Origin of the sequence: Marmoricola endophyticus, assembly GCF_014644415.1 — a bacterium.
GTDB classification, from domain to species: domain Bacteria; phylum Actinomycetota; class Actinomycetes; order Propionibacteriales; family Nocardioidaceae; genus Marmoricola; species Marmoricola endophyticus.
In genome coordinates, this window is record NZ_BMKQ01000001.1 from 2960838 (window position 1) to 2975095 (window position 14258).

Annotated in this window: 11 protein-coding genes; 1 reads left to right on the forward strand and 10 read right to left on the reverse strand. The window is 73.6% G+C overall.

Annotation, left to right across the window (positions count from 1 at the left end; all coding sequences use genetic code 11):
- Positions 1–7 precede the first annotated feature (7 nt).
- From IEX42_RS14570 to IEX42_RS14615, 10 genes are all read right to left on the reverse strand, one after another.
- On the reverse strand, positions 8–742 hold the full coding sequence (locus IEX42_RS14570) for a sirohydrochlorin chelatase (RefSeq protein ID WP_188780420.1): 735 nt from the start codon (positions 740–742) through the stop codon (positions 8–10).
- Positions 735–1874, reverse strand: coding sequence for a uroporphyrinogen-III synthase (locus IEX42_RS14575; protein WP_188780421.1), 1140 nt, complete (start codon positions 1872–1874; stop codon positions 735–737). Before IEX42_RS14575 ends, IEX42_RS14570 begins: the two co-directional genes overlap by 8 nt.
- Positions 1867–2280: a nitrite reductase small subunit NirD gene (gene nirD / locus IEX42_RS14580; protein WP_188780422.1), complete on the reverse strand. Its 414-nt coding sequence runs from the start codon at positions 2278–2280 to the stop codon at positions 1867–1869. The genes IEX42_RS14575 and nirD overlap by 8 nt, the downstream gene beginning before the upstream one ends.
- Positions 2277–4844, reverse strand: a complete 2568-nt coding sequence (gene nirB, locus IEX42_RS14585) for a nitrite reductase large subunit NirB (RefSeq protein ID WP_229660881.1) — start codon at positions 4842–4844, stop codon at positions 2277–2279. The genes nirD and nirB overlap by 4 nt, the downstream gene beginning before the upstream one ends.
- Positions 4841–6280, reverse strand: a complete 1440-nt coding sequence (locus IEX42_RS14590; protein WP_188780423.1) for an FAD-dependent oxidoreductase — start codon at positions 6278–6280, stop codon at positions 4841–4843. Before IEX42_RS14590 ends, nirB begins: the two co-directional genes overlap by 4 nt.
- Complete coding sequence (locus IEX42_RS14595) at positions 6277–8373, reverse strand: molybdopterin oxidoreductase family protein (protein WP_188780424.1); 2097 nt, start codon at positions 8371–8373, stop codon at positions 6277–6279. The genes IEX42_RS14590 and IEX42_RS14595 overlap by 4 nt, the downstream gene beginning before the upstream one ends.
- Complete coding sequence (locus IEX42_RS14600) at positions 8370–9869, reverse strand: MFS transporter (protein ID WP_229660882.1); 1500 nt, start codon at positions 9867–9869, stop codon at positions 8370–8372. The genes IEX42_RS14595 and IEX42_RS14600 overlap by 4 nt, the downstream gene beginning before the upstream one ends.
- A gap of 259 nt (positions 9870–10128) precedes the next feature.
- The gene (locus IEX42_RS14605) at positions 10129–10755 is read right to left on the reverse strand and encodes an alpha-ketoglutarate-dependent dioxygenase AlkB (protein ID WP_188780426.1); all 627 of its coding nucleotides are present in this window, start codon (positions 10753–10755) and stop codon (positions 10129–10131) included.
- Between the two features lie 99 nt (positions 10756–10854).
- The gene (locus IEX42_RS14610; RefSeq protein WP_229660883.1) at positions 10855–12090 is read right to left on the reverse strand and encodes a S53 family peptidase; all 1236 of its coding nucleotides are present in this window, start codon (positions 12088–12090) and stop codon (positions 10855–10857) included.
- 153 nt (positions 12091–12243) lie between these two features.
- Positions 12244–13608, reverse strand: a complete 1365-nt coding sequence (locus IEX42_RS14615) for an MFS transporter (protein WP_188780428.1) — start codon at positions 13606–13608, stop codon at positions 12244–12246.
- A gap of 57 nt (positions 13609–13665) precedes the next feature.
- Between IEX42_RS14615 and IEX42_RS14620 the strand changes: the two genes are divergently transcribed.
- Positions 13666–14250 (forward strand): nucleotidyltransferase family protein, encoded by a 585-nt coding sequence (locus tag IEX42_RS14620; RefSeq protein WP_188780429.1) that lies wholly within the window; start codon positions 13666–13668, stop codon positions 14248–14250.
- Positions 14251–14258: the final 8 nt, after the last annotated feature.

The window sequence follows — 14258 nt, forward strand, 5'->3', positions numbered from 1 at the left end:
GGCGCGTTCAGCCGGCCAGGACCGGCCTCTCCGAGCCCGGGACGCGGGCCGCCAGGAGGGCGCGCGTGCGGCGGCAGACCAGCTCGACCACGTCGGGGTGACTACCGATGACCTCGGCGACCGCGTGCGCCCCGGCGTCGCGCGCCACGCGGGTCAGACGGTCGGCGAAGAAGCCCCCGGCCAGAAGGTAGCGCGAGACGCAGTCGCCGCGGCGCACGACGTCCTCGGGTCGCTCGCCGCGGCCCGAGAGCGTCGCCACCCGGACCGAGGCACCCCACGCGTGGGCCAGGAGCTGGGCGGCCCGCTCCAGGTCGCGGGTGGCCAGCTCGTCACTGGAGCCGGCCGCCACCATGACCAGCGGGCTCCCCGGCACGGCTCCGGCTTCGCGCAGCCGGGAGACCTGCGCGCGGGCGAGCAGCGCGTGCGGACCCAGCGAGCGGCCCAGCAGCGCCGGCCCCGCGCTGGCCTCGAGTGCCCGCGGCAGGTCGTGGCGCAGGTGGTAGCCGGTCGAGAGCAGCATCGGGAGGACGACCGTGGGCTGCGCCGTGGCCGCGAGGACGTCGCCGAGGAGCGGCGTCGACAGCTCGACGTACGCTGTCACCGCCCCGATGCCCATCCGCTGCGCCGCCAGGGCTGTGGTCCGCACGGCGACGGCGTTGGCGGGAGTCTTGCGGGTGCCGTGCGCGACGGTGACCAGACGAGGGGTGACGGGGCTGTCCACGCCGTCCGCGGGCTCACCCATGCGCCACCGCCAGTCGGTAGCCGCGCTTGACCACGGTCTGCACCGATCGGGTCCCGATCGCGGCACGCAGGCGGGCGACGGCCATCTCGACCGCGTGCTCCGAGCCGGCGGTGCCACTGGGCAGCATCGCCAGCAACGCTTGCCGCGAGACGACGTGGCCGGGGTTGCTGACCAACGCCTGCAGCACCGCGCTGGTGGCGGGGGAGAGCCGTACCTCGGTCCCGTCGAGCAGCACCTCGTCACCGTGCAGCAGCAGCTGGTGGCCGCCGGCGAGCTCGACGCCCAGGCCGTCTCGGCGCGAGGGCAGCTCGACCTCGAGCTGCTTGACCATCGCAGCGAGTCGCGAGCGCTCGGGGTAGACGGTGGGCACGCCCCACATCTCGAAGGCCGCCGAGGTCACCGGCCCGACGCACGAGGCGAGCACGTCGGCCTGGAAGGCGGAGACCAGCTCGTCGCGCCGCCCCGTCGAGCCGGCAGCATCCATCATCGCCGCGACTGCGGGGGCAGAGGTGAAGGTGACCGCGTCGACCTCCCGGTCGGCGACCAGGTCGATCAGGGCGAACATCGGTTCCGGGTCCTCGGCGGGGACGACGCGGTACACGCCGACGGTCACCACCTCGGCACCTCGCCGGCGCAGCGCGTGGCCTGCCATCGAGAGCGACTGACCGTGCTCCTGCACCACGATCCGGCGACCGCCCAGGTCTCGCCCGCGCAGGTGGTCCAGCACGTCGTCGAACTCCTCGGACTCCGGCGCCCACAGCTCGCGCAGTCCGAACCGACGCAGCGCGCCGACGCTCTTCGGGCCACGTGCCAAGATCTCGGCGTGTCCGAGGTGCTCGATGAGCCGCTCCTGCAGACCCCACTCGTCGGCAGCGGCGAGCCACGCACGCATGCCGACGCCGGTGGTGGCGAGGAACAGGTCCACCGGGGCGGAGAGCACCTCCTCCGTGGTCGCCCTCAGCTCCCGCTGGTCGACGTGGTTCGGCGCCAGCGAGAGAGCGGGAGCCCGCACGACGTCCGCACCGCGGCGCTCCAGCAGTGCGACCTGCTCGTCCAGCTTGCGCGCGGCGGTCACGCCAACACGGAAGCCTGAGAGCGGTGCGCCCGCGCTCTCGGTCTGATCCTCAGTCATCAGTCCCCTGCTGGTGGGGCGAGCCGACCAGGATCGTCGGACCGCCGGACTCGTCGCCGGGCTCCAGTCGCACGGCGTACGTCTGCACGCGCACGGTGTCGTCGTCCAGACAGGCGCCGGTGCGCAGCGCGAAGCCCTGCTTGAAGATCGGGGAGGCCACGAAGGGAACGCTCTCACCTGCTACCGAGCGAGTGCCCACGATCCCTCGGGAGAGGACCGAGGCGTGCGAGAACGGGTCGAAGTTGTCCATTGCGAGGACCTCGTCCTCGTGGGTACGGAAGACGGCGACGGCCCTGCCGTCGACGAGTGCGGTCACCCCACCCTCGACCTCGATGTCCTCGAGACGGCACACTCGCGTCCAGCCCGCCGCCGGGTGCGAGGCCGAGCTCTCCGTCGGCGCGGTCACCGAGGTGCTCCGACCGGGATGCTCGCGCCGAGCGGGACCGGCCCGCTGGCCACCGGCTCGTCGCCGGTCGCTGCCCGGGACTGGCCGCGCTCGGTGTCGAAGGCGATGTTCGCGTCCGGCACGTCGGGGGCGTTGATGAAGGACACGAAGCGCTTGAGCTTCTCCGGATCCTCAAGCGTCGCGCTCCACTCGTCGAAGTAGGTGTCCACGTGGTGCGCCATCGCGGCCTCGAGCTCCTCACCCAGACCGAGTGCGTCCTCGACCACGACCTCCTTGACCCGCTCGAGCCCGCCGTCCAGGGAGTCCATCCAGGTCGAGGTGCGCTGCAGCCGGTCGGCGGTGCGGACGTAGTACATCAGGTAGCGGTCGATGTAGCGCACCAGCGTCTCGTCGTCGAGGTCGCCGGCCAGCAGCTGGGCGTGCGCGGGGGTGGCGCCGCCGTTGCCGCCGACGTACAGGTTCCAACCCCTCTCGGTCGCGATCACGCCGAAGTCCTTGCTGCGCGCCTCGGCGCACTCGCGGGCGCACCCGCTCACCCCGGCCTTGATCTTGTGCGGTGAGCGCAGCCCGCGGTACCGCATCTCCAGGGCGATGGCCATGGCGGTGGAGTCCTGCACGCCGTAGCGGCACCAGTTCGTGCCCACGCACGACTTCACCGTGCGCAGGGACTTGCCGTAGGCGTGGCCGGACTCGAAGCCGGCCTCGACCAGCCGCGTCCAGATCGCCGGCAGGTCCTCCATCCGGGCACCGAGCAGGTCGATGCGCTGTCCGCCGGTGATCTTGGTGTAGAGCGAGTAGTCCTTGGCCACCTCTCCGAGGACGATCAGCTTCTCCGGGGTGATCTCGCCGCCGGCGATCCGCGGCATCACCGAGTAGGTGCCGTTGCGCTGGATGTTGGCGAGGTAGGCGTCGTTGGTGTCCTGCAGGGTCCGGTTGCCCGGCTCGAGGACGTGGTGGTTGAGCCTCGTTGCGAGGATCGAGGCCACGGCCGGCTTGCAGATGTCGCAGCCGCGGCCGGTGCCGTGCGCCTCGAGGACAGCCTCGAAGCTGGTGTGCCCGTGCACCGCGACGACGTCCCAGAGCTCTTGGCGGGTCAGCGCGAAGTGCTCGCACAGGCTGCGGTCGACCTCCCTGCCGACCGAGGCGAAGTGGTCCTCGACGATCTTCTTCACCACGGGCTTGCACGAGCCGCAGGTGCTGCCGGCCTTCGTGCAGGCGGTGACGCAGGCCGGGGTGTCGCAGGAGGCGTCGTCGCCCGAGACCGCCTCGACGATCTCGGCCGTGGTGACGGTGTTGCAGGAGCAGACGACGGCCTCGTCCGGAAGCCCGATCTCGGCGCCGCCGCGGCCCGCAGGCAGGATCAGCTCCTCGGGGTTCTCCGGCAGCGGCAGCGCGGAGGCGACCATCGGCCGCAGCGCGCCGTACGCCGTCGCGTCGCCGACCAGGATGCCGCCGAGCAGCGTCGTGCCGTCGGCGGAGACGACCAGCTTCTTGTAGACCCCGGCCACGGCGTCGGCGTAGACCAGCTCCAGCGCGCCCTCGGTGGTCGCGAAGGCGTCGCCGAAGGAGGCCACGTCGACGCCCATCAGCTTGAGCTTGGTCGACATGTCGGCGCCGTCGAAGCGGCCGGCGGCGTCGTCGCCCGCGACCAGTGCGTCGACGACCACCTCGGCCATCGCGTAGCCCGGCGCGACGAGGCCGTACATCGTCCCCGCCGGGGCGGCGCACTCGCCGATGGCCCACACGTGCGGGTCGCTGCTGCGGCACCGGTTGTCGACCAGCACGCCGCCGCGCTCGGCGAGGTCGAGGCCGGCCTCGCGGGCCAGCGCGTCACGGGGTCGGATGCCCGCCGAGAAGACGACGACGTCGGTGGGCAGCGGGTCGGCGTCGGCCAGCCCGAGCGCCGTGACCCGGCCGTCCTCGCCGATCACCTCGGTGGTCCGCGCGCCGACATGCACGTGCAGGCCGAGCTCCTCGATGTGGCGGCGCAGGGTGGCGCCGCCCGCGTCGTCGACCTGGACGGCCATCAGCCGCGGCGCCATCTCGACCACGTGGGTCTCCAGCCCGAGGTCGGAGAGCGCCTTGGCCGCCTCCAGGCCGAGCAGGCCGCCGCCCACGACGGTCCCGGTGCCGCCGCGCTCGGCGGCCGCCTTCAGCGCCTCGAGGTCCTCGATCGTGCGGTAGACGAAGACGCCCTCGAGGTCGGTGCCGTCGACCGGCGGGACGAACGGTGCCGCGCCCGTGGCCAGCACCAGGTCGTCGTACGCCAGCTCCTCGCCGTCGGCGAGGGTGACGGTGCGCGTGCCGGTGTCGACGCAGGTGGCCTCGGTGCCGGTGACCAGGCGGATGCCGGGGTCGTCGTACGCCCCGGTGGGCAGCAGCGACAGCTCCTCGCTGCCGACCTCGAACCACGAGGTCAATGCCACGCGGTCGTAGGCGACGCGGGGCTCCTCGCCGATGACGACGACCTCGGCGTCTCGCGTCAGGCCGCGGTCGACGGCGGCCTGGACGAAGCGGTGGCCGACCATGCCGTGGCCGATGACGACGATCCTGCGGGTGGTCACGATCGTGCTCCTTGGGTCGAGGGACGGGTGGCGAGCAGCTGGCGTACGACGGGTGCGCACCCGCCGCAGCCGGTGCCGGCGCGGGTGCTGTCACGGGCCTGCTCGAGCGAGGAGCAGGCTCGGATCGCGCCGGCGCTGACGCCGGCGCAGGTGCAGACCTCGGCCTCGTCGGGCATCGAGGTCACCGACGCCGCCGACCCGGAGGAGGGGCGGTCGGCGCTGAGAAGGGCGCCCGGCTCGAGCGGGCCGAGGACGGTGCGGCGGTCGAAGTGCTGGGTGATCAGCCCGATCCGGGAGAGGTCGCCGACCAGCTCGGCGGCGACGACCGCGCCGCCCTGCACCACGAGCCGACGGTGCGAGCAGGTGACCGGGTTGGTCATCTCGACCACCTGCGCGCCGGGCTCCGCGGCCGCCTCGCGCGGCTCGCCGAGGACGGCGACGTCGAGGTCGGTCGCGCGCAGCCGTGCCACCGTCCGGGTCCCGGTGTAGCGCGCGCTCGCTCCGGCGAGGTGGGCGGCGAGCGTCTCGGCCTGCTCCCAGGCCGGGGCCACGAAGCCGGTGGTGCGCCCCGCGTGCTCGGCGCAGTCGCCGATCGCGTGGACGTCGGCGTCGCTGGTGGTCAGGGTCTCGTCGACCACGACGCCGCGGCCGACCGCCAGACCGGCGCGCTGCGCCAGGCCCGTCGCCGGGCGCGCGCCCGCGCTGAGCACGACGAGGTCGGTGCTCAGCGTGTAGCCGTTGTCGAGCACGAGGCCGGTGCCCTCGGACGTCTCGGTCACCCGCACTGCGCGGGCGCCGGTGTAGCTGTGGGTGCCGCGGCGCTCCAGGTCGCGGGCCAGCACCGCGCCGCCCCGCTCGCCGAGCTGGCTGCGCATCAGGTGCTCGGCGCCCTCGACCACCTCGACCACCAGGCCGCGAACGGTCAGGGCGCGGGCCACCTGCAGGCCGAGGAGGCCACCACCGACGACGACCGCGCGCCGTACGTCGCCAGGCGCCAGCGCCGCCTCGAGCCGTCGTACGTCGGCGAGCGTGCGGAAGGCGTGCACGGCCGGGTGCAGCGCACCGTCCTCGCCGACGACGCCACGCACCGGCGGCAGCACGGGGATCGAGCCGCTGGCGAGGACCAGCGTGCGGTAGGGCACGACCGTGCCGTCGGCCAGCCGCACCTCGTGCCGCTCGCGGTCGAGCGCCTCGACCCGGGCGTCGGTGCGCAGCTCGACGTCGTGCGAGGCCCACCAGCTCGCGGGGCGCAGCGCGAGCGCGTCCTCGCGGTGGGTGCCCTCGAGGAGGGCCGAGAGCAGGATCCGGTTGTACGGCGCGTCCGGCTCGCGGCCGAGCACGGTCACCGGGCCGATGCCGCGCCGCACCAGCCCCTCGACCAGCCGGGTCGCGGCCATCCCGGCCCCGACCACGACGATCCCGTCCGCCCCGTTCATGCGCTCACCGCCGCGGCGCACACCTTGAACTCGGGCATCCGGCTGCTCGGGTCGAGCGCGTCGTTCGTCAGCCGGTTGGCGCCGACCCAGTGGAAGGGCACGAAGACCGTGTCGGGCCGGATCGTGCCGACGACGCGAGCGGGCGCGGTCATCGTGCCGCGCCGGGTGCGCACGCAGACCGGCTCGCCGTCGCGGGCGCCGACCCGGCCGGCCAGCATCGGGTGGAGCTCGACGAAGGGACCGGTGTCGGGGAGGTCCTTCACCCGGCGGGTCTGCGCGCCGGACTGGTACTGAGCGAGCACCCGCCCGGTGGTGAGGTGCACCGGGAAGTCGGCGTCGGTGGGCTCGGCGGTGCCGACGTGGTCGACGTCGACGAAGCGGGCCCGCCCGTCGGCGTGCGCGAAGCGGTCGGCGAACATCCGCTGCGTCCCGGGGTGCTCGTGGTCCGGGCACGGCCAGAAGACGCCGTGCTCGGCGGTGATCCGGGCGTAGTCGATGCCGGCGTAGTCGGCCTTGCCGCCGGCCGAGGCGCGCGCCAGCTCGGCGAAGACCTCCTCCGGGTCGGTGGGGAAAGTCGCCGTCGAGCCCAGCCGCTCGGCCAGCCCAGCGATCACCTGGAGGTCCGAGCGCACACCTGCCGGGGCGCTGGCGGCCTGGCGCCGCAGGATCACCCGACCCTCGAGGTTGGTCATGGTGCCGGTCTCCTCGGCCCACTGGGTCACCGGCAGCACGACGTCGGCCAGGGCCGCGGTCTCCGACATCACCATGTCGCACACGACGAGCAGGTCCAGCGCGGCCAGCCGCTCGGAGACGTGGGTGGCGCGAGGCGCCGAGACGACGATGTTCGAGCCGAAGACCAGCAGCGACCGGGGCCCGTCGGGCTGCCCGAGCGCGTCGAGCAGCTCGTACGCCGACCTCCCCTTGCCCGGGAGCGTGGCCGGGTCGACGCCCCACACCGCCGCGACGTGCTCGCGGGCGGCCGGGTCGTCGATCATCCGGTAGCCGGGCAGCTGGTCGGACTTCTGCCCGTGCTCGCGCCCGCCCTGGCCGTTGCCCTGGCCGGTCAGGCAGCCGTAGCCGGCGCCTGGCTTGCCGGGCATGCCGAGCGCGAGCGCGACGTCGATCCAGGCCAGGACGGTCGCGGTGCCCTGGCTGTGCTGCTCGGCGCCGCGCGCGGTCAGCACCATCGCACGCTCGGCACCGGCCAGCAGGTCCACCAGTGCGTGCAGCTCGGCGGTGCCGATGCCGGTCGTGCGCTCGACCCGCTCCGGCCACCAGCCGGCGGCGGTGGCGCGGACGTCCTCCCACCCGCTGGTCCGGGCGGCGACGTACTCCTCGTCGACGGCGACGCGCGCGTCGAGCAGGTGCAGCACGCCGAGCGCCAGCGCGAGGTCCGTGCCCGGCACGGGCTGCAGCACCACGTCGCTGCGCTCGGCGGTCGGCGTACGACGCGGGTCGATGCAGACCACCTGGCCGCCCCGCTCGCGGACCCGGTCGAGGTGCCGGGCGGCGGGCGGCATGGTCTCGGCGAGGTTGGAGCCGACGAGCACGACGACGTCGGCCTGCTCGACGTCGGCCAGCGGGAAGGGCAGGCCGCGGTCGATCCCGAAGGCCTGGTTGCCGGCCGAGGCGGCCGAGCTCATGCACCAGCGGCCGTTGTAGTCGATCTGGCTGGTGCCGAGCGCGACCCGGGCCAGCTTGCCCAGCAGGTAGGCCTTCTCGTTGGTCAGCCCGCCGCCCCCGAAGACGCCGACCGCGTCGGCGCCGTGCGCCGCCTGCAGTGCGCGCAGCCGGTCGGCCACCAGGTCGAGGGCCTCATCCCACTCGGCGGCGCGCAGCTCACCGGTCGCCCGGTCGCGGACCAGTGGGGTGGTCAGCCGCTCGCGGTGCCCGCGCAGCCCGGTGCTGGTCCAGCCCTTGCGGCACAGCCCGCCCTCGTTGACGGGGAACTCCGGCCACGGCTGCACCTCGAGCGACCGGCCGCGCGGTCCTGAGGCGACCAGCTGCATGCCGCACTGCAGGGAGCAGTACGGGCAGTGGGTCGCCGTCGCGTCCGGCGCGCCGGCGGCAGCCTGCGTGACGGGGGGCGTCATACGGTCACGATCGCGGTCTTCGCCTGGGTACGGCGCAGGTAGACGGCGTACGTCGCGACGGCGCACACGGCGTAGTAGGCGAGGAACACCCAGAAGGCGCCCTTGGTGGCCGACAGCGGGCTGTCCACCCACGGTGCGCTGAAGGCCAGGGGGATCAAGAAGCCGCCCACCGCACCGGCCGCCCCGATGATGCCGAGCGAGGCCGAGGCCTTGCGGTTCGAGTCGAGGACGGCGGCGTCGCGCTCGGGTGTGCCGGCGGTGGTGGACTCCAGTGCCTGGGCCCGCCAGATCGAGGGGATCATCTTGTAGACGGAGCCGTTGCCGATCCCGGTGGCGGCGAAGAGCAGCAGGAAGAAGCCGAGGAACAGCGGGAACCAGCCCTGGTTGTCGCTGGCCACGGCCGGGTCGGCGCCCGGGTTGGGGGTGAGTCGGCCCAGCGTCCACAGGATGCCGAGGGTGAAGACCAGGATCCCCGCGAACGCCGCCAGCGTGACCCGCGAGCCGCCGAGCCGATCGGCCAGCCAGCCGCCCAGCGGACGGGTGACGGATCCGACGAGGGCGCCGAGGAACGCGTAGTACGCGAAGTAGATGCCGGTGCCGAGCGGGGCCGGGTCGGGGACCCAGAAGTTCAGCTTGATCAGCAGCGGCATCGCGGCGGAGTAGCCGATGAAGGACCCGAACGTGCCGATGTAGAGCACCGAGAGGATCCACGTGTGCGGCTCGCGCACGACCTGCAGCTGCTCGCGGGGTTTCACGCTCGCGGTGCCGAGGTTGTCCATGAACCGCCAGGCCGCGAGCGTGGCGACGACAGCCAGGGCGGCATACACCCAGCCGGCACGAGCGAGGTGGGTGCCGCTCTCACTGGCCTTGACCAGCCCGAAGATGCCGGCGCCGCCGACGATCACGGGCAGCAACAGCTGGATGATGGACACGCCGATGTTGCCCCCGGCGGCGTTGAGCCCGAGCGCGGCGCCCTTCTCCGAGGAGGGGAAGAAGAAGTTGATGTTGGCCATGGAGCTGGCGAAGTTGCCGCCCCCGAAGCCCGCGGTCGCCGCGATCACGACGAAGACCCAGTACGGCGTCGCGGTGTTCGCCACCGCGATCGCGAAGCCGACCGTGGGGACCAGCAGCAGGCCCGCGCTGACCATCGTCCAGTTGCGCCCGCCGAAGAGCCCGACCGCGAAGGTGTAGGGCACGCGCAGCAGCGAGCCGACCAGGTTGGGCACGGCGACGAGCACGAACAGCTGCTGGGCGCTGAAGTCGAAGCCCTGGGCCAGCAGCAGCGCCGAGCTGACGCTCCAGATCAGCCAGACCGAGAAGCCGAGGTGCTCTGCGAAGACCGACCACCACAGGTTGCGGCGGGCGATCGGTCGACCCGTCTCCTCCCAGAACTCGGTGTCTTCGGGACGCCACTCCTCGATCCACCGCCCTGTCCGGCGGCTCGGTGCCGCGCTGGGCGGGGTGGTCGGGCTGATGGGCGCGGTGTCGACGGGCACGGGTGCTCCTGGTTGCTGGGGGACAGCCACCATGCGCAGCGCGTGTTTCGAGCATGTGTCCTCGCGCCCGCGGTCAGCGTCAACTCCTCCTCACGACCTCACGCCTGTCGCCGCAAGGCGGAGGCCGGGCTCGTCGAGGCCTCGACCCCTGGTGACGACCGCTCGCTGATCGAGGCTCCGCGGTCGCGTCTCCTGGCGGGTCGACGCGCAGGGACGTCGCGTCCGAGAGGCCCCGCGCCGGTGCTGGGCGGTGGCCGCCTCAGAAGACGTTGCGGGGGCGGAACTGCACCGAGACGCGAGGGCCCGTGGGGCGGGCGGTCTTGGGGACGGCGTGCTCCCAGGTGCGCTGGCAGGAGCCGCCCATCACGACGAGGTCGCCGTGACCGAGGGGGTACGCCGCCTCGGTGCGCCCGCCGAGGGGGCGCAGGGTGAGCCGGCGTGGGGTGCCGAAGGAGACGATCGCGACCATCGTGTCGTGGTGGCGCCCGCGGCCGATGTTGTCGCCGTGCCAGGCCACGGAGTCCCGACCGTCGCGGTAGTAGCACAGGCCGGCGGTCACGAACGGCTCGCCGAGCTCGTCGGCGTAGTGCGCCGAGAGCGCGGCCCGCGCGGACTCCAGTGCGGGGTGGGGCAGGGGGTCGCCGGCGGCGTACTGGCACAGCAGCCGCGGCACGTCGACGACCCCGTCGTACATCTCCCGGCGCTCGGCGTGCCACGGCACCTCGGCGACGAGGTGGGCGAACATCTCGTCGGCCCCCTCGAACCAGCCGGGCAGGTGGTCCACCCACGCGTCGTGCGAGAGCGGGCGACGGGCGACGGCGTCGAGGCCGCCCGGCGCAGGTTCGTCGGCGACGTCGAGCAGCGAGGCCTGGAAACCGGGGGTCATGCGGTGCAGGCTACCCGAACGCGTGTTCGATGCCAGGCAAGCGCGAGGCGCCGCCCCGAGAACCGGGACGACGCCTCGCGAGGGGGGAGGGGAGAGGGGTCAGAAGGCGCTCGTGCCGTTCGGCGTACCCAGACCGGTCGGGCCGTCGTACCCGCTGCCGGCGCTGCAGCGCTGGACCGGCGAGCACGAGCCGTTGCTGCCCGTGGTCACGTCGAAGAGGCCCGAGGGGGTGGCGTACGGCTTGGCGTTGGCGTAGCCCGAGGTGTTGCCGGACAGCGCGTAGACCGCGGCGACGATCGGGGCGGACTCGCTGGTCCCGCCGATCTGGCCCCAGGTCGAGGACGAGGCCGAGGTCGGGTAGTAGACCGAAAGGCCGCCGGCCGACGGGTCGGCCGCCGCGGAGACGTCGGCCATCGCGCGCTTGCTGCAGCCCGTGTCGTACGACGACGCCGCGCTGAGGGCCGCGTTCGAGGACGAGCAGCCGGACCCGGCGCCGGACCACGCCGACTCCGTCCAGCCGCGCGAGCTGCTCGACGCGCTGAGCGAGGTGCCACCGACCGCGGTGACGTAGCTGGAGGAGGCGGGGTAGCTGGCGCCCTGGTAGCCGTCGTCACCGGTGGACGCGGTCACGGCGATGCCCGGGTGGTTGTAGTACGTGCCGAACTGCGAGTCGGAGAGGTCTCCGCCACCGTAGGAGTTGCTGATCGCTGCGACGCCGGACTGCTTGGCCGCGGTCTGGGTGGCCTTGCCGAGGTCGGTGATCGAGGAGCTGTTCGCCTGGACCACGACGATCTTGCAGTCCGGGCACGCCGCGGACACGGCGTCGACGTCGAGGGCCTGCTCGCCGGCCCAGCCGACGTCGGTCGAGGGCAGCGAGGTGCCGCCGGTCTGGTTGACGACCTTCAGGCAGCCGTTCGCCTTGGTGCAGGACGACAGGCCGTACTGGCTCCGGAAGACGCCGAGGTCGCGCTCGAGGTTCGGGTAGCCGTAGGCGTCGACGATGGCCACGGTACGGCCGCCCGACTTCTTGCCGGTGAGCTTGTAGGCGCTCTGGATCTGCGCGGGCGTCTTCGCGCTCGACACCGGTGCGGCGGCACGCGGCGCGAGGTCGGTCGAGTCGTTGACCAGCACCTCCGCGTAGCAGGACGCGACGGTCTTCTTCGCGGCGTGGGCGCACAGGCGCTCGGCGTGCTTGCCGGTGACCTGCTGCTGGACCTGGGCGGCCTGCGTCGCGGCGGGTGCGGGCGCCGCAGTGGCTGGTCCGGCCGGGGCCACCGCGGTCAGGATCGCTGCCGCGCCGGCTGCCGCTGCTGCGGCGAGAATCTTCCTGGTCAAGAGTCGACTCCTCTGGTCATCCGTCCGCCCGAGCGGCGAACCCTTGACCACGACAACCGATCGCGCCGGGGCGCGCTACGTCCTCCCGGGTGCAGGATGGTGTCCTGCACGAACGTGCGGGCGCGGACCGGAACGCCCTCGCCGGCACGGACGTCAGGGCGTCTGCGCTCGGCCGGGAGGGCTCCGGGTCGGGCTCGGGCGCACCGGGGTCGTCTCGGTGCCGTGCGCCGCCGGGGCCGGCTCGCCGGACGCCGCGGTGACGCCGTTGGCGGTCGGGTCCAGACGCGGCTCGAGCCGGTAGCGCGAGAGCAGCCCGACGGCCAGGCAGCCGACGACGAGGACGCCGACGTACGCGCCCTCGAGGTCGTGGGCGACGAGCCACCCGGCGAACGGCGGTGCGAGGACCATCGGGGTCTGGAACGCCGCGGAGTTCAGGGCGTTGCTGCGCCCGCGGGTGCGGTCGGTGGCGAGGTCGTTGACGATGGCCGGCAGCGTCGGCTGCAGCAGCGTCTCCCCGAGCGCGAACACCGACGCGCAGGCCGCGACGAGGACGCTCGCCCCCCAGGTGCCGGGGACCAGGCCGGACGCGCCCAGCAGCAGCCACGAGGCGGCCCAGACCACGGCCATCACCATGACCACCCGCGTGCGGCGGCGCCCCTCGATCCGGCGCAGCACGACCAGCTGCAGCGCGACGATGACGGCGGTGTTGGCGGCGAACGCGACCCCGAGCGCCTCGGTGGAGATCCGGCTGACGGCGCGGGCGTACGCGGGCATCCCCGTGTTGAGCTGCGCGTACGCCACGAACGACCCGACAAAGGTCAGCAGAGTCAGCGTCCGCACGGTCGGGTTGCGCAGCACCTCTGCGTACGACGGCCCCGCCTCGCCGGCGGTGCGCGGCGGACGGCCGGCGACGTGGCGCAGCGGGCCGAGCAGCAGCACGAGGGCGGGGGCGTAGGTGACCGCGTCGACGAGGTAGATCGCCTGGAAGGTCCACAGCCGGTCGACGTCGACGAACGCGCCGCCCAGCAGCCCACCGAGGCCGATGCCGAGGTTGAGCAGGGAGAAGTTGACGCCGAAGTACCGCTGCCGGATCGCGCTCGGCACGACGGTCGCGATCATCGACTGCGAGGCGGGGAACGAGACCCCGAACGAGGCTCCGGACAGGGCCAGGCCGAGCGCCGCCAGCGGCACGGTCGACGCCTGGCTCATCACCAGCTGGCCGAGCAGCACGAGGACGAGCGTGCCGACGAGGACGACGCGGCCGCCGTACCGGTCGATCAGCGCCCCACCCGGACCCACGGCCAGGATCCCGAACAGCGGCTGCACGGCGAGGAGCAGGCCGGCCACCGAGAGCGAGAACCCGCGCACCTCGTGGAGGTAGACCACCCAGAACGGCAGCACCAGGCCCGAGCCGACGAACTCCACGACCACCACGGAGAGGAGGAGCCGGCCCTCGCGCGGCAGGTCGGACCAGAACGTGCGAAGTCCGCTGCGCGGTGCTGCCCCCGAGGTGCTCACCGCGGCAGGATGTCAGCGGGGACCGACAACGAGCCAACGAGATATCGGAGGTGCGCCGTGACGACGACGGGGCTGCTGCTGGCCGCCGGTGCCGGTCGTCGGATGGGCCGGCCGAAGGCGCTGGTCGAGGGCTGGCTGGCGCACGCGGTGGCGTCGCTGGCCGACTGCGACGACGTCGTGGTGGTGCTCGGAGCGAGGGCTGAGGAGGCACGGGCGCTGGTGCCCGAGGGAGCGAGAGTCACCGTCGCGGAGGACTGGGTGAGCGGGATGGGGGCCTCGCTGGCCGCCGGGCTCGCGCTGCTCGAGGACGGTACGGCGGAGCGCGCGCTGGTGACCCTCGTCGACCTCCCCGACGTGGGGCGCGACGTCTGCGCGCGGGTGCTCGCGGGCGTACCGGCCGGGCGCGGCGCACTGGCGCGGGCCTCGTACGACGACGTCCCCGGCCACCCCGTGCTGCTCGGGCGCGACCACTGGGCGGGCGTACGGCGGACCAGCGCCGGCGACCGCGGGGCCCGCGACTACCTGCGCGAGCACCCCCCGGTGCTCGTGGAGTGCGGGGACCTGGCCACGGGGGCCGACCAGGACCGCCCGCCCGGCACCGCGGTCGAGGACCCCAACCCGGGACCAACCGCCGCACCCTAGGGTCGGCG